At 43.9% G+C, this 20299-nt stretch carries 24 protein-coding genes; 16 read left to right on the forward strand and 8 right to left on the reverse strand.

What is annotated here, in order from left to right; genetic code table 11:
* Positions 1 to 75: 75 nt before the first annotated feature.
* Positions 76 to 558, reverse strand: coding sequence for an HIT domain-containing protein (locus H0Z19_RS06670; RefSeq protein WP_290725066.1), 483 nt, complete (start codon positions 556 to 558; stop codon positions 76 to 78).
* A 290-nt stretch (positions 559 to 848) separates the two neighbouring features.
* Between H0Z19_RS06670 and H0Z19_RS06675 the strand changes: the two genes are divergently transcribed.
* From H0Z19_RS06675 to H0Z19_RS06690, 4 genes are read left to right on the forward strand one after another with little or no spacing between them, the layout of a single operon-like run.
* On the forward strand, positions 849 to 1556 hold the full coding sequence (locus H0Z19_RS06675; RefSeq protein WP_290725068.1) for a DUF432 domain-containing protein: 708 nt from the start codon (positions 849 to 851) through the stop codon (positions 1554 to 1556).
* On the forward strand, positions 1553 to 2395 hold the full coding sequence (locus tag H0Z19_RS06680; RefSeq protein WP_290725070.1) for a mechanosensitive ion channel family protein: 843 nt from the start codon (positions 1553 to 1555) through the stop codon (positions 2393 to 2395). The genes H0Z19_RS06675 and H0Z19_RS06680 overlap by 4 nt, the downstream gene beginning before the upstream one ends.
* Positions 2361 to 3158 carry an ATP cone domain-containing protein gene (locus H0Z19_RS06685; RefSeq protein WP_290725072.1) on the forward strand — a complete coding sequence of 266 codons (798 nt, stop codon included), beginning with the start codon at positions 2361 to 2363 and terminating at the stop codon, positions 3156 to 3158. The genes H0Z19_RS06680 and H0Z19_RS06685 overlap by 35 nt, the downstream gene beginning before the upstream one ends.
* Positions 3158 to 3520, forward strand: coding sequence for a hypothetical protein (locus H0Z19_RS06690; RefSeq protein WP_290725074.1), 363 nt, complete (start codon positions 3158 to 3160; stop codon positions 3518 to 3520). The genes H0Z19_RS06685 and H0Z19_RS06690 overlap by 1 nt, the downstream gene beginning before the upstream one ends.
* A gap of 139 nt (positions 3521 to 3659) precedes the next feature.
* Here the strand turns inward: H0Z19_RS06690 and H0Z19_RS06695 are convergent, their stop codons facing one another.
* Positions 3660 to 3947 (reverse strand): DUF211 domain-containing protein, encoded by a 288-nt coding sequence (locus H0Z19_RS06695; RefSeq protein ID WP_290725076.1) that lies wholly within the window; start codon positions 3945 to 3947, stop codon positions 3660 to 3662.
* A 37-nt stretch (positions 3948 to 3984) separates the two neighbouring features.
* On the opposite strand from H0Z19_RS06695, the gene H0Z19_RS06700 reads away from it, so the two are divergent.
* Positions 3985 to 4626: a histidinol phosphate phosphatase domain-containing protein gene (locus tag H0Z19_RS06700; RefSeq protein WP_290725078.1), complete on the forward strand. Its 642-nt coding sequence runs from the start codon at positions 3985 to 3987 to the stop codon at positions 4624 to 4626.
* On the opposite strand, the gene H0Z19_RS06705 is transcribed toward H0Z19_RS06700, so the two are convergent.
* Complete coding sequence (locus H0Z19_RS06705) at positions 4616 to 5494, reverse strand: polyprenyl synthetase family protein (protein ID WP_290725081.1); 879 nt, start codon at positions 5492 to 5494, stop codon at positions 4616 to 4618. The genes H0Z19_RS06700 and H0Z19_RS06705 overlap by 11 nt on opposite strands.
* Positions 5495 to 5567: 73 nt before the next feature.
* Positions 5568 to 6362: an EamA family transporter gene (locus tag H0Z19_RS06710; protein WP_290725083.1), complete on the reverse strand. Its 795-nt coding sequence runs from the start codon at positions 6360 to 6362 to the stop codon at positions 5568 to 5570.
* Between the two features lie 47 nt (positions 6363 to 6409).
* On the opposite strand from H0Z19_RS06710, the gene H0Z19_RS06715 reads away from it, so the two are divergent.
* From H0Z19_RS06715 to H0Z19_RS06740, 6 genes are all read left to right on the forward strand, one after another.
* Positions 6410 to 7069: an RNA 2'-phosphotransferase gene (locus H0Z19_RS06715; RefSeq protein WP_290725085.1), complete on the forward strand. Its 660-nt coding sequence runs from the start codon at positions 6410 to 6412 to the stop codon at positions 7067 to 7069.
* A gap of 21 nt (positions 7070 to 7090) precedes the next feature.
* Positions 7091 to 7993 carry a thioredoxin-disulfide reductase gene (gene trxB, locus H0Z19_RS06720; RefSeq protein WP_290725087.1) on the forward strand — a complete coding sequence of 301 codons (903 nt, stop codon included), beginning with the start codon at positions 7091 to 7093 and terminating at the stop codon, positions 7991 to 7993.
* A 679-nt stretch (positions 7994 to 8672) separates the two neighbouring features.
* The gene (locus H0Z19_RS06725) at positions 8673 to 9164 is read left to right on the forward strand and encodes a hypothetical protein (RefSeq protein WP_290725088.1); all 492 of its coding nucleotides are present in this window, start codon (positions 8673 to 8675) and stop codon (positions 9162 to 9164) included.
* A gap of 1 nt (position 9165) precedes the next feature.
* Positions 9166 to 12636 (forward strand): chromosome segregation protein SMC, encoded by a 3471-nt coding sequence (gene smc / locus H0Z19_RS06730; protein ID WP_290725089.1) that lies wholly within the window; start codon positions 9166 to 9168, stop codon positions 12634 to 12636.
* Between the two features lie 32 nt (positions 12637 to 12668).
* Positions 12669 to 13349, forward strand: a complete 681-nt coding sequence (locus H0Z19_RS06735) for a ScpA family protein (protein WP_290725090.1) — start codon at positions 12669 to 12671, stop codon at positions 13347 to 13349.
* 100 nt (positions 13350 to 13449) lie between these two features.
* On the forward strand, positions 13450 to 14025 hold the full coding sequence (locus H0Z19_RS06740; protein WP_290725091.1) for a ribbon-helix-helix protein, CopG family: 576 nt from the start codon (positions 13450 to 13452) through the stop codon (positions 14023 to 14025).
* Between the two features lie 23 nt (positions 14026 to 14048).
* On the opposite strand, the gene H0Z19_RS06745 is transcribed toward H0Z19_RS06740, so the two are convergent.
* On the reverse strand, positions 14049 to 14615 hold the full coding sequence (locus H0Z19_RS06745) for a hypothetical protein (RefSeq protein WP_290725092.1): 567 nt from the start codon (positions 14613 to 14615) through the stop codon (positions 14049 to 14051).
* Between the two features lie 305 nt (positions 14616 to 14920).
* Between H0Z19_RS06745 and H0Z19_RS06750 the strand changes: the two genes are divergently transcribed.
* On the forward strand, positions 14921 to 15388 hold the full coding sequence (locus tag H0Z19_RS06750) for a universal stress protein (protein ID WP_290725093.1): 468 nt from the start codon (positions 14921 to 14923) through the stop codon (positions 15386 to 15388).
* Positions 15389 to 15413: 25 nt separating this feature from the next.
* Positions 15414 to 16841: a sulfite exporter TauE/SafE family protein gene (locus tag H0Z19_RS06755; RefSeq protein WP_290725095.1), complete on the forward strand. Its 1428-nt coding sequence runs from the start codon at positions 15414 to 15416 to the stop codon at positions 16839 to 16841.
* A 1-nt stretch (position 16842) separates the two neighbouring features.
* Here the strand turns inward: H0Z19_RS06755 and H0Z19_RS06760 are convergent, their stop codons facing one another.
* Positions 16843 to 17013, reverse strand: a complete 171-nt coding sequence (locus H0Z19_RS06760) for a hypothetical protein (protein WP_290725097.1) — start codon at positions 17011 to 17013, stop codon at positions 16843 to 16845.
* A gap of 114 nt (positions 17014 to 17127) precedes the next feature.
* Here H0Z19_RS06760 and H0Z19_RS06765 point away from each other — a divergent pair, with 114 nt between their 5' ends.
* Positions 17128 to 17601 carry a DUF22 domain-containing protein gene (locus H0Z19_RS06765; RefSeq protein ID WP_290725099.1) on the forward strand — a complete coding sequence of 158 codons (474 nt, stop codon included), beginning with the start codon at positions 17128 to 17130 and terminating at the stop codon, positions 17599 to 17601.
* 19 nt (positions 17602 to 17620) lie between these two features.
* Positions 17621 to 18085: a universal stress protein gene (locus H0Z19_RS06770; RefSeq protein WP_290725101.1), complete on the forward strand. Its 465-nt coding sequence runs from the start codon at positions 17621 to 17623 to the stop codon at positions 18083 to 18085.
* 64 nt (positions 18086 to 18149) lie between these two features.
* On the opposite strand, the gene H0Z19_RS06775 is transcribed toward H0Z19_RS06770, so the two are convergent.
* Positions 18150 to 18989: an alpha/beta hydrolase gene (locus H0Z19_RS06775; RefSeq protein WP_290725103.1), complete on the reverse strand. Its 840-nt coding sequence runs from the start codon at positions 18987 to 18989 to the stop codon at positions 18150 to 18152.
* Between the two features lie 223 nt (positions 18990 to 19212).
* The gene (gene scpB, locus H0Z19_RS06780; protein WP_290725104.1) at positions 19213 to 19707 is read right to left on the reverse strand and encodes an SMC-Scp complex subunit ScpB; all 495 of its coding nucleotides are present in this window, start codon (positions 19705 to 19707) and stop codon (positions 19213 to 19215) included.
* 119 nt (positions 19708 to 19826) lie between these two features.
* On the opposite strand from scpB, the gene H0Z19_RS06785 reads away from it, so the two are divergent.
* On the forward strand, positions 19827 to 20174 hold the full coding sequence (locus tag H0Z19_RS06785; protein WP_290725106.1) for a cupin domain-containing protein: 348 nt from the start codon (positions 19827 to 19829) through the stop codon (positions 20172 to 20174).
* Positions 20175 to 20299: the final 125 nt, after the last annotated feature.

Consider the following 20299-nt stretch of genomic DNA (forward strand, 5'->3'; position numbering starts at 1 on the left):
TATTTTAGTGTTATGTTTTAGATTTATAGGTTTTGGTAATGTGGACATGCCCTTTCACATTCTACGTAAAAAAATTCATTGTTTATGAAACACCGGATATAGCTTGTCGTACGTCTCTTCCAGGGCTTCCGGGATGATTTGAACATCCGCAAGAACCGGCATGAAGGATGTGTCCCCATTCCACCTCGGCACAACGTGTATGTGGAGATGTGCAGCAATTCCTGCCCCCGCAACTTTGCCGATATTAACACCCACATTGAAACCATCCGGATTCATCGCTTCTCTGATGGCCTTAATTGAGAGCTTGACAAGCTTCATGGACTCAATCATTTCCTCCTCTGTCATATCCTCGATGGATGGGATGTGGCGGTAGGGGTTTACCATCACATGGCCAGGGTTGTATGGATTGCGGTTCATAATGACGTAGCAGGTTTTACCCCTATAGAGTATTAAGTTCTCCCTGTCTTTATTTTCCTTTGGAGCAGTGCAGAAAACGCACTCCTTTGGTTTAGGGGCAAGCACGTATCTTATTCTCCAGGGAGCAAAGATTCTTTCCATAATGGGAATATTTTTTGAGGCATAAATATTTTTGTTTTGATGGGGGCATGGTTTTAGCGGTTCAACAATTGTTAGAGGTGGCTGGAAACAGTGAAAGATATGGCTCTTAAAGAGAAACTGATAACAAAGATGGCAGAAATTCTTACAGATATCAAGGCGAAGAGTCAAAAACCAAGACTGTGAAATTCCTTCCTTCGAGAAGTGGAGAAGGCCCATAGATGCAGAAGAAAAATTCATTCTTAGTTTCTACCAAATAAAAAAACTTTTATCCAAAAAAACATAGACAAGATGTGTTTGGCTACCACGACGTTGAGGGATTTCAGGCTGAGATAGGCGAATACAGGATAAGAACGGAAAAGGCTGGTCCTTTTTACCAATATATTAGAGAGAACGGCGACAAAATTGAGAAAGGACTTTCAGTCGATAAGGGGAGGCTGATTATAAATCCAGTCGAGCCGGTTAACATGCCCAAAAACATTACCAACTTCCTGCAAATCAAGTTCACCAAACCATTTTTTGCGGAACCAAAATCGGCGGTAGAGGTTTACGCCACCTTTCCGGTTGAGATAGCTGTCTTTATTGCGGCTAAAAAGAGCGTAGGGATTGTCGACATCTTCTCGCTCCAGAAACCAAAATACACGCTCTACGGGAATCCGAGAGACGGGATAATTTGCCGATACTGGGAGAGCGACCTTTATTCAGAAATTCCGCAGGTTGACAAATACAGAGAAGGTGTAATCAAGCTAAGAATCGTGAACAGCGACAGTGAGTGGATTGAAATAAGCAACGCTGTTTTCGACGTTTACGGAATGAAGATATACTATGATGAGGAGATGGTTTACTCCTCAGCCTCTATTAACATAGTCTCACCAAAGGTTGCAGAAACGAGGTTCATCGAGCAACCTCTGAAGGAGAAGATGAGGAAGGCCTTGGAACTCTACACCGCGAGAAGAATTGCCGTAACTGCTTTAAAATTCGTAATGGAGTGGGGATTATGATTGATATTTTAAATTACAAGCTTTATGGAGACGTTACGGTTTACGATGTTATAGTCGTCATCGTAGTGATGGCTTTCGCCACAATAATAGCAAAGTTGGTCACAACCAACCTCAGAAGAACCCTTATAGACAAAATGAAGAGAGATCAGCTTGAACTGATGCTCAAAGTCATTTACTTCGGGATAATTTTCATCGCTTTCATTGCCGTTCTGCCAGCATTGGGTCTTGACCTTTCAGGTTTACTGGTTGCGGGTGGGATTACCGGAATAGTTCTCGGTTTTGCCAGCCAGAGTGTTGTCGCAAACCTCGTTTCCGGGATTTTTCTTATCTCGGAGAAGCCGATAAAGATTGGAGATCAGGTTAACATTGACGGAGTTGCGGGTTTTGTTGAGGACGTGAACATTCTCTCCACAATCATCCGAACCTACGATGGCCTTTATGTCAGAATCCCCAACGAGAAGGTGTTCACTTCTAACATAACCAACTACGTGGCCCACATAGCGAGGAGGTTCGAGTATGTTATAGGGATAAGGTACAGCGACGATGCCGAGAAGGCGATTGAAATCATAAAGAGGCTGATTGAGGAGCATCCCTTCGCCCTTAAAAATCCTGAGCCGCAGGTTTTCGTTGACAGCCTTGGTGACAACAGTGTAAATATCGTTGTGAAGATATGGGCGCCGTCAACAGAATGGTATAGCGTAAAAATGGAACTGCTGTGGAAGATAAAGACTGAACTTGAGAGGAATGGAATTGAGATTCCATTCCCGCAGCGTGTGGTTTGGTTTGCGAACGAGCTGAGGGCCAATGTTGAGGGTAAGGAAGAGGGACAGCAGACTTGAGGAGTTCAGCAAGGCCAAGATTATCAGAACGTGCTTGAGGGCTGGAGCGAGCAAGAGAGTTGCTGAGAGGGTGGCAGATGAGGTTGAGAGGAGGATATACGATGGGATAAGCACTGACGAGGTTCTCGAACTCGTAATTGAGCTTTTGCTGAAGCATGAGTATCCAAAAGCGGAGAGATACGACCTTAAGCGCTCCCTGCTTCGTCTTGGCCCTTCCGGGTTCGGCTTCGAGAAGTTCGTTGCGAGGCTGCTCAAAGAGTACGGCTTCGAAACGGAGACAAATGTAATCGTTCAGGGCAAGTGCGTTGAGCAGGAAATTGATGTTGTAGCTGAGAAGGACGGAGAAAAGTACATGATAGAGTGCAAGTTCCACAACCAGCCAATCTACACTGGATTAAAGGAGGCCATGTACACGTACGCACGATTTCTTGATGTCGAAGGACACGGCTTCACCAAGCCATGGATTTTCACGAACACCAAGTTTTCAGAAGAGGCAAAGAGGTATGCGAGATGCATGGGGATAAGGCTGACCGGCTGGAATTATCCTGAGAATGAGGGGATAGAAGTGCTGCTTGAGTCAAGAGGCCTTTATCCCGTCACCATTCTAAGAATAGAGAAAGAGATACTCGACACGGTCGTTAATGCCGGGCTGGTTTTTTGCAGGGATATAGTGAAAGCTTGTGAGCCCAAGCTGAGGACGCTTGGATTAAGCAAAGACGAGGCAAGGAGGCTCGTAGAGGAGGCGAAAAAGGTGATTTCTTAGTGAGCGTTTATGAGCGGTGGTTGAAAGGGTACAGATATGTGAAGGCAAGAGATCTGCCGGACTGGTTCTTGCCAATTCATGTGGCTTTCTTTGCGGTCATGAGCGTCGCCTACGTTTTCATTGCTTCGGTTATTGTTGGTGAACTAATATTCCTTAAGGCTGAGTGCGCTCACTTGTCAATCCCAATCGTCGTCTTTTACCACTTCGTAACGGACTTCGAGGGCTGGAAGAGTGTGCTGACGAGTCCGAAAGCCCTCTATTACAGCCTATTTTACTCTACTGCCGGAGCAGTATTCTGGTTTGTAATGATGCAGATTGGTATTTTTCCGAGCTTTAAGGAGTTGTTCATGCTCAGCGAGTAAGCGCTGTCAGTTCATGGTGGAAAGGCCGGCATTTTGATAAATCTCGCTGTTTAATGTTTGCGGAAACATAAACAGAGTAGAACTCTAATCAACGTGCTGGTATGGAAAGTTAGCATCTCAGCTTAGCAGAAAATAAAAATCAATCCTGCTCGGTCTTCACAGATTCCACTATAATTTTACCCGCAACAACCTCATCCACACTATGAATGACCCCTCCAAGATCTTCAATCACGGCCTTTATCTGCTCGTAATCGAGGTTGTCGCCGAGAATTGTAATCTTTATGTTCTCCGTAGCCTGATCAATTTCAGACAGGTGGATATTCACACCATCCACATTCTCAAGCTCACTGAGCTTAAGGGCAAAAACTATTGTTTTCGGCTCATGGGGCTTTAACACATCAAGCACGAGTCTTCTCAAGCCCTTCACAGTAAAAGCTTAATAGCTCCTTATTTAACATTTTTGCATGTTCGATTTGCACGTCCATTCCATTTTCAGTGACGGAGAACTGATTCCTTCCGAAATTGCCAGAAGGATGTATGCGGCTGGCAACAGGGGGTTTGCCATAACCGACCATGCAGATTTCACCAACATCCCCGACATCTTAGCCAAGCTGCTAAGGATTAAGGAGCACATGGAAGTGTACGAGGCGAAGTTTCTTGTTGGTGTCGAAATCACACATGTCCCGCCCAGTCTCATCGGTAAAGCTGTTGAACTTGCCTGGAAAGAGGGAGCTGAAATTGTTATTGTGCACGGAGAAACGATAGCAGAGCCGGTAAAGGAGGGGACTAACCTTGCCGCCCTGAACGAGGAGATAAACATCCTCGCCCATCCGGGACTGATGAAGGAGGAGGAAGCGGAACTGGCAAAGGAGAACGGAATTTACATCGAGATTTCAGCCAGAAGGGGACACTGCCTCGGCAATGGACGGGTGAGCAGGCTCGCAGAAAAATACGGCTTCCAGCTTGTTATAAACACGGACATGCACTCTCCGGCAGACATAATAAACGATTCCGCTGCAGAGAAGGTTCTGAGTGGGGCTGGAGTTGAGGACTGGAGAAGGGTGATGGAAAACAACGAGAAGCTTTTCAAAAAGCTCAGAAAATAACCTTCTTTTCCGCCTTCCTTCTTATCATATCATATGTCATGAAATCTACGATTTTTCTGAGTTTCTCCTTCTCCCTGCAGTCATCAAAATAGTTCAAAGAGCTCAGGCTTTTCTCAACGAACGTGCTTATCCTCTCCATTACCTTATTTACACCTTCTTCCCGCCCGTACTTCTCCTCGTAGATTTGGGGAAGTGTTCTTGATTCAAAAACTGAGTGCTTGTCATCCAGAAGTCGAAGATACTCAAGAAGATCGTCAACAATTTGATAGGCTATCCCCAGATTAAGGCCATAATCAAAGAGCTTCTGAGCTGCAGTTCTGTCGTCGCATACTATCTTGCACGCACTTCTTGCTGAATAAGCGAAAAGCGCTGCAGTCTTCTTCTCGATGCACTCAAAATAGTCCTTCTCAGCGAATTCCTCTTTGATGCTGTAGATATCCAAAACCTCCCCCTCGGACATCATCATTCCGACATTTGAGAAGTCTCTGATTATCTCCTCTCCATACTCCGATGTCAATTCTACCGCCTTCGAAATTAGCCAGTCTCCGAGAACTATGGCAAGAGAGATGTCGTACTTTTTGTGCAGAGCTTCTCTCTTCCTCCTCTTCTCAGCCTTGTCGATGACGTCATCATGAACTAAGCTTGCCGTGTGAATTAATTCAACTGACAAAGCGAGTTTCATCACATCTGAATAATTACCACCACAAAGCTTAGATGAAAGAAGAACGATAACAGGCCTGCTCCTCTTACCTCCCGCGGTTATTGCATAGGCAAGACCTTTTTTTATTTTCGGAGTGGTCTCTACCGTTTCAACAAACTTCCTCAGGTTTTCCTCAAAAACCCTGTATTCCTCCCAGGTATCAATCACTCAGGTTATTTCATGGTGTTGAACTTATAACATTTTCGAGATTTTTATCTTTTTCAAATTCCAGAAATTTCGCTCAATCCCTCCAAGCAATGAGGACTCCAGCTAGAATCATCGCTCCTCCAATAAGCTGGTTTAATGTGAGCACTTCTCCAAAATAAAGATACCCAACAAGACCGGCACAGAGGGGCTCGATGAGTGCAAGAATCGGTGCCCTCTGAACCTTGACGTACTTCATCCCATACAAGAATAAAAGGAATGGTATCGCTGTAGGAACTATACCGAGCCCAACCGCCCACAGAATGCTTTTCACCTTTCCAAAAAGAACGAAGTAAGGTAAAAGTGCAGCTGAACCCAATCCCAGGTTGTAGAAGTTTATCCTGAATGGAGAGTGCTTTTTTCTTGCTTCTTTTGATAAAACGAAAACGAGGGCATAGCTGAAACCTGAGATGATCCCAAAAATGATACCGGGAGTTAGCTCGGCATATGGTGTGAGCATGAGATAAAGACCCGTTAGACCCAATGGGAGGGCCAAGAGCGTTTTTGTTTCAACCTTCTCGCCCATCAGCACGGAAATAGGGATAACATATACGGGTGCCATGTAAAGCAGAAGAGCTGCCATCGCGACCTCTACATTCTGTATTGCCGTAATATAGGATGCAATTGTGGTGAAATTGAAGAATGCAAGTCCAATCAAAATTCGGTCTGGTGGTGCTATATCCTTTAGACAGAATGGCAGAATTACGAGAAAGCCGAAGAGGAGCCTCAGAAATGTGATGGAGAGGGCATCTCCACCAGTATTTCTGACGAAAATGGCCACCGTTCCCATGAGAATTGCCGAAAGAACTATGGATACCTCTCCATATCGCATAGCTTTTGCATCAAATCACTTTTAAAAAACCTTGGCCTACTCATTTCGTGGACCTTGGTATCTGCAAAAGATGTGGCGAGTTCGAAGGAAAGTGTGAGTGCGGAAAAGGAGAGGTTCTCATAAAGTCTGAGGACAGGAAAAAAGTTAGCAAGTTTTTGAGTGGTTTGCTGAGACATTTTGCAAGAGATTTCGGAATAACACTTAATGAGGAGGGGTGGGCAGAGCTTAATGATGTGCTGAAGGTTCTGAAAGAGCGATACGGTGTTGGGAGAAAGCAGATTGAACTCATAGTTAAGTTTGACCCAAAGAAAAGATTCGAGATTAAGAACGGGCGAATAAGGGCGAGATACGGACACAGCATTGAAGTGAAAACGGACTGGAGTGAAGAGGGGGAGATACCCAAGAAGCTCTATCACGCAACCTCACACAAGAACCTCAGTTCAATCCTCAAACTTGGACTTCTGCCTATGAAGAGGCTTGAAGTGCACATGTGTTCCTCACCACGGGAGGCCATTGAGGTCGGAAAAAGGCATTCAAGCAATCCTGTTCTGCTTGAAATTGATGCAGAAGGGTTGATGAAAAGGGGGATAAAGGTGAGGAAAAAAGGCAAAGTTTACACCGCCGATTTTGTGCCTCCTGAGTTTTTGAGAGTTGTGGAGAAATCCAGTTTTGACCGGAATTCACCAAACCCGGCAAAAGGTTATTAGTCTAATTGGCGTATTAAAAGCATGTACGATGTCGCAATAATCGGTGGAGGGCCTGCAGGATTGACTGCCGCGCTTTACTCGGCAAGGTATGGCCTCAAAACAGTTTTCTTCGAGAGTGTTGACCCTGTGTCACAGTTATCTCTCGCTGCCAAAATTGAAAACTATCCCGGTTTTGAGGGCAGCGGAATGGAGCTGCTGGAAAAAATGAAGGAGCAGGCTGTAAAGGCCGGAGCCGAGTGGAAGCTTGAGAGGGTGGAAAAGGTCGAGAGGAGCGGCGAAACTTTCACAGTCATAGCAGAGGGGGGAGAGTACGAGGCAAGGGCAATAATAGTCGCAACTGGAGGAAAGCACAAGGAAGCCGGAATTGAGGGTGAAAGTGCCTTTATCGGGAGAGGAGTTAGCTACTGCGCCACGTGCGACGGAAACTTTTTCAGGGGAAAGAAGGTCGTAGTTTACGGGAGCGGGAAGGAGGCCATAGAGGATGCGATCTATCTGCACGACATAGGCTGTGATGTTACAATTGTTTCCAGAACACCCTCGTTCAGGGCAGAAAAGGCCTTGGTGGAAGAAGTGGAGAAGAGGGGAATTCCGGTTCACTACAGCACCACCATCAGAAAGATAATCGGCTCAGGAAAGGTGGAGAAAGTTGTTGCTTACAACAGGGAGAAAAAGGAGGAGTTCGAAATCGCGGCTGATGGTATCTTTGTCGCAATAGGCATGCGTCCCGCAACGGATGTTGTGGCCGACCTCGGAGTTGAGAGAGACTCTATGGGCTACATAAAGGTCGATAAGGAGCAAAAAACGAATGTCGAGGGTGTTTTTGCTGCCGGAGACTGCTGCGACAATCCGCTTAAGCAGGTAGTCACCGCATGCGGTGATGGTGCTGTTGCGGCATACTCAGCCTACAAGTACTTGACCTCCTGACCCCTTTGTTTCCTGTGGAACACCGGAATAATACCAGAGGTGTGAAAGTCTAATCGAATTCTTTTGGAAATTTCTTCTTTTTAGTATGGGAGTGAATAGAATTGTTTTTTCTTGTGTTGAAGTTTTGGAGGCCATATATAGGCTGTTAGTGCGACTCAAACGAGAAGATACGCTCAAAAATTAAACAATTCTAAAGTAGTTTTAACAAAAAAGCGCAGCATGTAGGATAATCCTTAGGTGCATTGCTAGTAAGCTTAAACCCGATTGGACTGATGTCAAAATCTGCTGAATGCTTGGAATATGACTAAGCAGCTATTCGTGGATTATCTTAAAAAACTGTTAAGCATAAAATAGAGTATATATAACCAAAAATCTGATTTTATTGCTTTAGAGCTCCTCGTCCGGTTAAAAATTCCCGCTACCACACATAGAATAATTCTGAAGTAAAACGAAACCGCCCTGTAAAACCTTTCCTGATTTACAAACGGATCCAAGCAGACGACTTTAACAAAACAACTACAAAAGCAAATCAACAATTCCACTCATAAAATTTTAATGACCTATAGTTTTTCACAATTCAACTTGGCTTTTCTCCTTAACAAACTAATGGTTTTAAATTACCTATGAGTAACAATCAAGGAAAAAGCTTATTAATGACTTTAACCACTTCTTTTATAAAATGTCGGAAAGGGACATATTAATAGAGAGGCTCGAAAGGAAGCTTGCCGAGAAGGAAAGAGAGTTGATGGAGCTGAGAAGAATGAACAGAGAGGAACTTGAGAAGGTAAAGAGGGAAATCGCGGAAGAGGTAAAGGAGGAGGTCCTGAGAGAGGTCCAGAAGTTTCTCAAAAACTCGCAGACCTCAGAGGTTGAGTCCAAAATCGTCGAACTTAGGAAGGCGATGGAGAGTATTATAACCGAACTGGCTTACGTAAAGGGAGAGATAAAGGACTTGCTTGAGAAGAAAGACAGCAAGAAAGATAAGAGAGAAATTGTTGAAGAGCAAATACAGAAGGCCAAAGTTTTCGAGAACGAGCCTTTATATCTGCCTGAGAAGGAGGAAGTTGAGGAGGAGAAGATCGGCAGAAGAGAAGAGAGCGAAATAATCGTGCCTGAAAAGAATGAAGAGAAAACTGATGATGGAGAGGATGGTTTAATAGTATGCGATTAGGATGCACATCGAGAAAATACGGCTGAAAAATTTCAAATCTTTCGGCAAAAAGGCTGAAATTCCGTTTTTCAAGGGATTTACCGTTATCACCGGCCCCAATGGGAGTGGAAAGTCGAACATAATCGACTCCATTCTCTTCTGCCTTGGCCTTTCAACTTCAACAAAGCAGCTCAGGGCTGAAAGGCTCACAGACCTCGTCCACAACGGAAAGAGTGAGGCAGAGGTCACAATCCTCTTCTCGGAGAACGGAAAGAAATACGAAGTTGCAAGGAAAGTGAAGATAACGGAAAAGGGGTACTACAGCTACTACTACCTCAACGGGAGAAGTGTCAGCCTCTCCGAGATCCATAACTTCCTCTCGCAGTTTGGGATATACAGCGACGCCTACAACGTGGTAATGCAGGGTGATGTGACAAGGATAATCGAGATGTCACCATTCCAGAGGAGGAAAATAATAGATGATGTCGCAGGCATTTCGGAATTCGATGAAAAGAAGGAAAAGGCCTTGGAAGAACTTGAGAGAGTTAGAGAGAGTATAGAGAAGCTTGAGGCAGTTATTGCAGAAGTCAACGATAGACTGCAAACTCTTGAGAGGGACAGGAACGAGGCCATAAGATACAAGGAGATTCTCAGCAGAAAGGAGGAGTACGAGAGCTATCTCAAAGCCCACAACTACCTCACTGCTGTCAAGGGAAAAGAGAGGGTTGAAAGGGAGCTTGAAAGACTTGAGAGGCAGAGAGATGAACTCACAAGAAAAATACCGGAAATAAACGCAAAAATGGCTGAGTTGAATGAAAAGGTTAACGAGCTTGCCACAAAAATTTCTGAGCTTGGAGACGAGAGGTCGGCTGAAATACAGTCGAGAATACTTGAACTCAGTTCTGAGCTTGAGTCTATAAAGAGAGCTGAAAGATTCTACCTCGACGAGGCTAAAAGACTTGAAGAAGAGTCGGTTAAGGTAATTGCGGAAATTTCCAAAATAAAAGAGGATGTGGAAAGCATAGACGCAGAGCTTGAAGAGTACGCCATAAAGAGGATACAGGTTGGAGAAATCGTTGATGAGCTCGCTGCTAAGATGGAACTTCTGAAGCTAAAACTTGAGGAAGTTGACAGGGAGCACAGAGATCTGAGAGACAGGCTTGTCAGCAGGAAAGAGGAGCTTGAAAGGCATAAGGAGAGACGAAGTGAGATTTTAAGGGAAAGGGACAAGCTCGTTGAGCTTATCAGGAGAATAGACATGGATGTAGAGAGCATTAAAAACGAGATTTCTTCCATCGAGTTGAAACTGAAAGAGTTTGAGGACGAGAAGAAGAGTAATCAGGAAGAACTGTGGAGGTACGAGGAGGAGTTGCTTAACGCCAAAAAGAGGCTCGGTTCTGCAGACAAGGAGCTCTTTGAACTGAGGTCAAAGATATCCGACGTGGAGGAGGAGCTAAAGAAAGCGGAGCTTGAACTTGCAAAGGTGAAGGCGACACTGTCCACCCTAAGGACGTACTCCAAGCCTGTCGAGCTTCTACTCGACGCAAGAAACAGAAGAGAGCTTCCTGGGATTTTCGGCACGGTGGCACAGCTTGGAGAGGTGGATGAAGAGTACGTAACGGCTATTGAGGCTGCTGCCGGAAATGCGCTGCAGTTTATCGTTGTTGAGACTGAAGACGATGCTGTTACTGCCATAAACTACCTGAAGGCCGTTAGAGGAGGAAGGGCTAGCTTTATCCCCCTCAGGAGAATAAAGAACTTCAAGCTGAACCTCGACAAGTCCATTTTGAGAGAAGACGGTGTTATAGATTATGCAGTAAATCTTGTCAAATGCGAAAAGAAGTTTCAGCCTGTTTTCAAGTTCGTTTTGAGAGATACAGTCGTTGTAGACAAAATTGAGACGGCCAAAAGGTTAATGGATAAAGGCTTCAGATTCGTCACTCTCGAAGGAGACCTTGTTGAGAAATCCGGCCTGATGACCGGAGGAAGTTCGGAGAGAAGAGGTATTCTCGTTTCGAGAGAGCTGGTGGAAAAGGAGAGAGTGCTTTCCGACAAAATCTACGAACTTCAGAAAAAGAAGGATGGGCTCTTTGCCGAACTCAATAGAGCGGAGAGTTTGAGGAAGCAGTACAAGGAGGAAGTGGAGAGGCTCACGGGCATGATCAACGAGTTAAGGAACAGAAAGAGCTTACTGGAGGAGAAAATAAAAACGGAGAGTGGTAGAATTGAGGAGTTAAAGGAGAAGATACAGCAGAAAACGAGAGAAAAGGAGGAGTACATAAGATCGCTCAAGGAGTACAATGAGATGCTGAAGGAGCTGGAAAAGACTGTTGGTGGGCTTGAAGCTGAAATTGAGGAAATTGAGAAGAAGCTCAGGGGAAGTGAAGTGCCGAAAATCATAGAGGAGCTCGACAGAGTGAAGGATGAGCACCAGAGGAACAAGGAGATTTTGATCTCAATAGAGAAGAAAATTGAAAGCCTTGAATTCAAAAAGGAGCAGCTCGAAAGCAGTATGCAGGAAAAGCAGGTTTACTTGGATGAGATAAGGGACAGAATCGAGGAGATCAAGAACACGGTTGAAGAGGGGAAAGTGAGAGCTGAGGAGATAAACTCCGAACTCGAGCAGCTCAGGAAAGAAGAGAAAGAGATAGGGAAAGAGCTCAAAGGACTGAGGAAGGAGAGAGATGAACTACTAAAGAAGATGAGGGCTGCGGAAGAGGAGAAGAGGAGAATTGAGGCTGAGATAGACAGGCTTGTGGAGAGGATAAAACTTCAAAATGAGAGGTTGGCGATGGCCGAGTCAGAGATTGCTGAGATAGGCGAGGTTGAGGTTCCTGAGAACCTACCACCGCTTGAAGAGGTTCAGATGGTGCTTCGAGCAATTGATGAGGAACTTTCAAAGTTTGGAGACGTCAACCTGAAAGCAATTCAGGAGTATGAAGAAGTTAAAGCGAGAAGAGACGAGATGGTTGAGAAGAAAATGGTGCTTGAAAAGGAGAGGGCAGACATTCTGGAGAAAATTGAGAGATACGAGAGAATGAAAAGAGAGATCTTCTTTGAAGTATTCACAGCCATAAACAGAAACTTTGCGGAAATTATAAGAGAACTCACGAACGGTGAGGGGGAGCTATACCTTGACAGCGACGATCCTTTCAACAGCGGACTTTACATTAAGGTCAAGCCAAACAACAAACCTGTCCAGAAGCTTGAATCTATGAGCGGTGGAGAGAAGAGCCTTGTAGCACTTGCTTTAATCTTCGCCATCCAGATGTACAAGCCAGCTCCTTTCTACGCCTTTGATGAGGTCGACATGTTCCTCGACGGCGTGAATGTGGGAAGAGTGGCAAAGATGATAAAGAAGAGGTCGAAAGATGCGCAGTTTATAGTTGTCTCATTAAGAAAGCCCATGTTGGAGCAGGCTGACGCGATAGTTGGAATAACTCTCGGGAGGGATAACGTATCACAGGTGACGGGAATCAAGCTGAAGACCTGAGTTTCGAGGATCCAATTGAAATTCTTATCGAGATGGCCAAAAGGGGGGAAATTGACCCCTGGAACATCAACGTAGTTGACGTTACAGACAGATTTCTCAAAAGGATTGAGGCTGCGAAAAAGCTTGACCTGAGAGTTTCGGGAAGAGTACTGCTTTATGCAGCTATTCTGGTTAGAATGAAGGCGGAAGCCATAACGCTTGAGGCTTTAGGTGAGGGTGAGGAGGAAGATGGGGTTGACGAGTCATACGAATGCGACTCCTTCTATTTCCTCGATGAGCCTTTAGAGTTTCCGGAAGAGGTTGATGAAGAGATTGATGAGGTTATTCTTGAAGCTCTCACTTCAATGAGAAGGAGAGTTAGAAAGATAACAACTCTGAAAGACCTGATTGAGGAGCTCAGAAGAGCTGAAGAAGTTGAAAAAAGAAGGAGAAGACGTAAAAGAAGAGAGAGACAAGAAGATGTTGGTGTAGATGCGGCCCTGAGAGTTCCACATGAGGAGAGTCTTGAAGAAATGATTGCTAAGGTTGAGATGGAGGTTTTCGAGGCTTTGAGGAAAAGAGATTCTGTAACTCTCTTCTCTCTCGTTAAAAAGTGGGATGTGCCAACCCTTGTCGACTACTACGTCTCGATTTTGCACTTGGCCTTCAGAAAAAAAGTCGAAATAAGGCAAGAGGAGTTTTACGGAGATGTTGAGATTCAGAAGTTGAGCTGATGCTGATTAACGTATGTTCTCTTACTATTTACTCAAAATTATGAGAAAATAAGAAATAAAATGAAGTAAGTTTTTAAAGCAGAACGTAATATTAATTCCAATGACTGAAAGAGATACCAAGGAGGAAGTAAAAAGAATAACTGTATCGCTCGACGATGAAACTGCAAAAATGCTGGAGGCTTTGGCAAACTCAGACAAGCGCTCGGTCTCCGAAATAGTGAGGTTCTCAGTCTCGGAATACTACAAGTTAAGAGAAGTTCAGAAATACGTGGATCCTGAATTTGTCGGAAGAATTGTGGACTTGCTATCGGAAAGTGAACATGTAATGGTTGATGTCAGTCTTTGGGCGACCATACTGGAGGAGTTAAACAGAACCGCAAATGAGAAATTCTGGGAGTATGTCGGAAAAATAGGGAGAGAATACGGTTTCCAGCTTAAAGTAAAGGGGCTGAACGATATTTTTGAAGTTCTGAAATACATGGAATGCCTCAACTGGTACCATGTGAAAGCCTCCTCCTCCAACACTTACACACTTATCTTAACTGTAAGAGCTGAAGTGAAACTGCTCTCTGTATTCCTCCAGAACCTCTTCAATGCGCTTGAAAAATCGGTTGAACTAATAGAGGGCGTAAGAAAAATCATAGTCATCGATAAAACCAACGGAAAAGAACTTTAAAAACTTTTTTAACGCATAGTTAGTTAGCCAACCCTCAAAATGATGTTTCTTTCGCTTATATTTTTTATCTCAACCTCCATGCCAAGGGCTTCGGATAGTCCCTTCAAAAAGCTTACAATGTACTTTTGAAGCTCGGGATCGGGCAGGGTTAAGAAATAGCAGTTTTCCGATTCTGACCTTAGCTTAAACCAGTTTTTAAGTTCAAAACGCTTCAGTATCTCCTCAAAATTGTCTATCCCAACGCTTTTGTAGTATGATCCATGTTTATAGCCGTCCTTTTCTGCAATTTTGCAAAACTTATCTGAATTCCCGTCAAGGTTCTTCAATAGCAAGACCACCGTTTCTAAATCTGCGACCAGATGGGAGCCATCCACCAATTCTTGGACAATTTTTTCCAGATCAGACAAATCTGACTTCTCACCCATTTCATGCTGGAAGTAATGCATTATAGACAGCCTTATAATATCAGATATTCTCAGGTGTTTTTTCTGCATTAGAGTGTTCAAAGCTTCAAATGTCTTTCCGTCAAGCAGGACTGATACTCTTCTGAACATCTTTCTATCTGGAGCTGTTTCATAAGAATCCGTCATCGTTCATTTCACCCCATACATGTTCTTACAATGTATCATTCTTTCTCATATACTTAAAATTTCCGAAATTTTATTAAAGAATAAATCATAATGATATGAAAAAATATGATTTCGTACCATTTTTCTCCAACCTTTGTCATAGTGTCCAAATTACCATATCTTGGATGAAAAATGTAAGTAATGGAACAAAATTGTTACAATGTAATAGGAATATTACAATATATTAAATTAATTTAATTATGATGAAAAAATATATATATGAGAAGGAACAGAAGATTACATGTGTTGCAACGGTGGTGGTGTGTATGATTGATGTTGAAAAGAGCGTAAAAAGTGGGAACACGAGACTCCCCGGGATATCAAGAATACTGCTTGTTCTGAGAAACGACGTCGACAATCTTAAGGCTGTTGACTATGTTGCCAATCTCGCGAGGGCAGACACCAAGGTGTACGTTCTTTACACCGTCGATGTTGAGCCAATTCCAATGGATGACAAGGTGGAGAGGGAGTTCTACGGAAAGCTCAGAAAGGAGGGGAAGGAAATAGTGGAGGATGCGATGAACAGACTCAGAAGTGCTGGAATTGATGCTGAATTCTACGATATGCATATTGGCATAGCTGCCGAGAGAATACTGAAAGTCGAAAAGGAGCTTGCACCTGACATAATTGTTATGGGCGTAAGAGGGTTGTCGATGTTCAAAAAGATGTTCCTGGGGAGCATTTCAGGAGAGGTTACAAAGAATGCTAAAACGCCTGTTCTACTCGTAAAATAATTTTTTGAGGGGGAGGTGTGTTGAGATGGCTTCATTCGCACAGGGCGGGGCGGCGATGACACCAGATATGTTTATAAACATTGGTTTTTACGAAGCTGCATTCCTGCTTGCCTTGGGATTCTTTGGAGGGACTTTGAGCGGTTTTATCGGTAGTGGTGGTGCATTTGTACTCACACCGGGTATGATGTCAATTGGAACTCCGGGACCAGTGGCTGTTGCATCAAATATGTGCCACAAGTTCCCCAAAGCGATGATTGGGGCCTGGAGGAGATGGAGGCTCAAACAGTTAGACCCTAAACTGGCGTTATTGATGGCTGTCTCTGCAATTGTAGGGGTTCAGGTTGGCATTCAGGTCCAGAAGTACATTCTCGAATTGCTGGGGCCAACTGGGACTAACCTCTATGTGAGCTTTGCATTCCTCGTAGTTTTGCCAATAGTTGCAGCGATGTGTCTTAGGGATGTCTTCAAGGCAAAAAAGCTTGGAATTGATGACACTGAACCGCAGTTTGCCAAGAAGCTTGAGGAGAAATTCAGACTTTCCCCGATGATTGAGTTCAAGATTGCGGGAAGAAAGCAGTCAGCCTGGCTTACGATACCTCTTGGTTTCGGCACCGGATTCCTGGCTGCAACAATAGCTGTTGGAGGGTTCATTGGAGTTCCTGCAATGATTTACGTTATTGGAGCTCCAAGCACTGTGGCAAGTGCTACAGAACTTGGGATTGCATTTGTTATGGGCTCCACTGGAACGTTTTCTTGGATCTACCTGCTTGGAGCTGTTGATCTCAGATTGACCACTTTAATTCTTGCTACATCTCTCATCGGCGTTCAGATAGGGGCAGTAGGTACAACATACACAAAGCCTTACGTCATCAAGCTTGCAATGGCTGTCGTGATGATTCTTGTCACTCTGAGCAGAGCCTGCGCAGTCCCGGGATACTTGGCAGACCTTGGATGGATCTCACTCGACCCGGCTTTGAGGGCTGTGCTTGATTCACTGGTCTTCCCGATAATGGTCATTGCGCTGCTGTCCGTTGCTCCGATAGTCATGTATCCAATGTTCAAGGTTAGAAGAACTCTCAGGAAGATGGGAGTGCTTGAGCAAGCTACAGAGGCGGCTGAGCACAAGCAGAGCGGTCTCATAAAAAGGATGATCTTCTTCGGGACATTGACGGGAATCAACTACTACCTGCTGTTCAGAGACCCAGCAGCATGGCCAAAGTTCATAACCTCCATCCCGCATTCAGACCCCTTAACAGCAGTTCTTCTTTCTCTTGGCGTGATATTCCTGGCAATATACTGGTCAGTCGTCCATGGCAGCTTTGCACACGCGTTCTTGGACTTCATTAAAATCACCGCTCTTAAGTCTGAGGTTTACGAGTTGCTCAAGACAGAAGGGTATGAGGGGCTGCAAAAGTTGGGAAGCGTGCCTGCAGGAAGTGTGAGTGCAAGATAAATCAGTGGGTAACTCTATTTTTTAATTCCTCCTCGAATCTTTTTTCTATTAGTTTTACATCTGTACCTCTTTCAGGTTCGAATATACACACCGTGTCGTCGGGATCTATGAACCTTGCCAGTTCTTCAAAATTTATTCTCAAATTTTCCAATATTTTCTTAACTCGGCTCATACTATCACATCTTTCATATCTCTTAATATTTGTACTATGTTTTCTTATTTAAATGTTATGCATAATATATTTGTGCACCAAAGATTTATAAATAACATTTACACAAATTCTATTATGCAAGTGGATGTAACTTACTGGAAGGACAAAATTGGGGGAGAAGCGGTCAAGAAATCTGTGAAAGTTGAACCTTATGGTTACCGTCTAACCAACATTGCTGAATGGAGAATATTAGTGGCTGCAGAGGATGTTGAGGTTAAAGCATTCGAACCTGCAGTCATCGAAATTGAAAAAGTTGTTATTCCGAAGAACACGATAGTATCACCTCTGAGCATTATGAGACATGCCTTAGGAACTGTTATTGATGTTTTTCAACCCGGTGAACCCAAAAAAGTTGAAGACGAGAAGATTATAACTGCTGTGGTATTTCTGCCGGTGATAAGCGGAAGAGTTGAAAGAGGGGAGCTTGTAGGAGTTATAAACGTCAGATATGTGAAAACAAGCGCTCTTAAAAGACTGAAAGAAGCTATCGTGAAGGAGTTGGAGGAGGCCAGGTGGGTCCCGGATAAAGGTGGAATGGTTTTTGAGTAGGCAATACAAAGGGATTCCTATGACAGAACGCAGGAGAATACTCGTCGCAACAGACGGATCTGAGTATGCTAAGAAGGGACTGGAGTATGCTGTTAGTTTAGTTGGGGATGGGGGAGAAATACTGCTGCTTCATGTTGTTCCGTACGAGTTCGACCCAACGACCTCCTTCTGGAAAACACCTCAAGCTGAAGTATTGGATAAAAAATATCTAAAGAAACTACGTGAGGAAGCGGAAAGATTACTGGAAGATGAAATTAAAGAGCTTGAAGTCAGGATTGGGAGCATCCCATCTGAAATTAAAATCATACCAGTAGTTGAGTTTGGTGAACCGTCCGAAAAGATACTAGAGGTTGCGGAGAAGTCTAAATGTGATCTAATTGTCTTGGGAGTTAGAGGAGGCAGTTCCTGGAAAAAGAAGTTATTGGGAAGCGTTTCCAATAATGTTTTAGAGCGTGCAAAGATACCAGTTTTAGTAATCAGATGATCCAGAATTGTTGCAGTCCGTGAATGTAGAGGCTCGCTCATGAACATAAAACTTTATCCAAAAATTAAAACACCTTAACCAAAAACTCCCTCTCCTTTTCACTGCAAAACTCAAAGAGGTCGAGGTAGACGTCGAAGTGGTCTCCCTCCACCTTGATAACCTCAGAATTCTTTGTCATCTCTGCAGCCTTCAATGTGGCTTTTGTAGGAGTTATCCCGTCTTTCTCCGCAACAACGTAAAGAACGGGGCACTTGATTAATCTCACCCTAGTTATGGGCCTGTAACGAACGATACTCAGAGCAATTCTTGCTGGTACTGCATTGAACCACTCCACTCTCTCCGGTATGATATAGGAGTACTTCTCAGCCTCGCGAGAACTCATGAACGCAAAACTACCTTCAGAGCTGAAAATCGGGACGTAGTTAACTCTGCCACCAACAGAGAGGATTTTGTCTGCAATACCTGAGAGAGTTAGCCGCAATACGTTCTTAATCCCGGCAGCTCTTGCAACAGCTAAGCCATCGACAAATGGTACCTGAGAAACGATGGCATCAACGTCCATCTCTGATGCCAATGTCAAAACATGTCCACCGCTGAACGATGTTCCCCAGAGGGCAATTTTATCGTATCCTATACCTCTGGCAAACTCGATTGCATTCCTCCAGTCCTCAAGCTGCGATTTTATGTCAATAAGCTGCCTTGGCCAGCCATCACTTTCCCCAAAAAAGCGGTAGTCGAAAAGGAGAACACCAAAATCATGCGCAAATTTTTCTGCGTACGGTATGAGAGATTCTTTAACAGCTCCGAAACCATGGGCCATCACAACGCATTTGTCTTTACCTTCGTAATGGAGAGTTGCAATTTTCATCTTTCCCGATTCTATAAAGGTCTTTTGAGGAGTCATTGGCTTTGTGTAATCCTACATTATTAAAATGTTTACTTTGGGCTGGTTCGGGTCACAGATTATTGAACCTTATGACGGTGAGCTGCTGAGAAGTGTGAGGATGCTGCATTCTAGGAAATAAGCTTGATGTGACCAGAATGGGGCCTCAGGTCTCGGCATAAAAGGTTAAGAATTCAGAATCAGCATTTACCACCAAAACGTTTAACTTTAAAGCAAAGCAAAATCACTCAAAGAAGCTCTTCAAAGCCTCCTTAATTTTTTCAGGCTCAGAGGATTGGAGGCCGAAATAGGTAGCAAACTCCTCTGTTGTTGTCAGAATTGTTGACCTTCCCTTTTTCTCGGCCTTTACTAGACCTCTCTCCTGCAATTTCTTTACATGGTCGTAGCATTTGTTTCCTCTTATCTTAGCAAGCTTTGCAAGAGTTATCGGTTGCTTTGAGGCTATGACGGCAAGAGTTCTGAGAGTTCCCCTGTCAAACTCCCTTACGGTGTATTTTTCTACGTAATCGGCATACTGTGGCTTAACTCTCATAAGGTACTTTTCTCCAACCTTAATTATCTCGATGGATGTATCACGGGACTCGTAATCGCTAATGAGCTCACCAATTGCATTGAGAATCTCAACTTTGTCCTTCCCCGTAACCTTTCTAAGCTCTTTAATATCGACAGGTTCGGATGAAGAAAAGAGGATTGCCTCTATGATTTTTTTTAGTTCCATAAATGGATTGGGATTCTTTTATTTTTAAGTTTTAGCTCAAACAAATTTGAACTTCAGAATTTGTCCTTAGATACCACATATACAAATAGGATTATTTAGGAAAATCGGTGAGATTTTTTATGAATGTAATAATTCGAAGGGAAGGTGAGGGGGAGGTTGTAGAGGGGAGAGGGTTTAAACACATAGTAAAGGCCAGAACGGAAAGAATGGTAGTCATTCTGACTGAAATGGAGCCTGGAGCAGAAACCGATTTCTACGAGCACGAAGGTGAGGAGTTCAGGTTTGTGCTCTACGGGAAGCTTGAGTGCAATGTCGGAGGTTTTGTTTACGAGCTGGGGTGGAGAGACTCAATGCTTCACTCATCAGCACTTCCACACAAAGTTAAGAACATCGGAAAGGAGAAGGCTATATACCTGACCGTTTGCTCTCCACCGAGTGATGTGCTAAGCGAGGAAGGATACTTTTAGGGGGTAATTTTGGGACAAAATTCTTAGATCCAATCCCTTGAGGATTTTGACATAAGCTCTCTGCCCAAAATGTTTCTTCAAAACCTTTGGCGGGAGTTCCCAAGGTGATACTTCTTCCTGTACTC

The sequence above is a fragment of the Archaeoglobus sp. genome, from assembly GCF_017656475.1.
Taxonomy (GTDB): Archaea; Halobacteriota; Archaeoglobi; order Archaeoglobales; family Archaeoglobaceae; genus Archaeoglobus.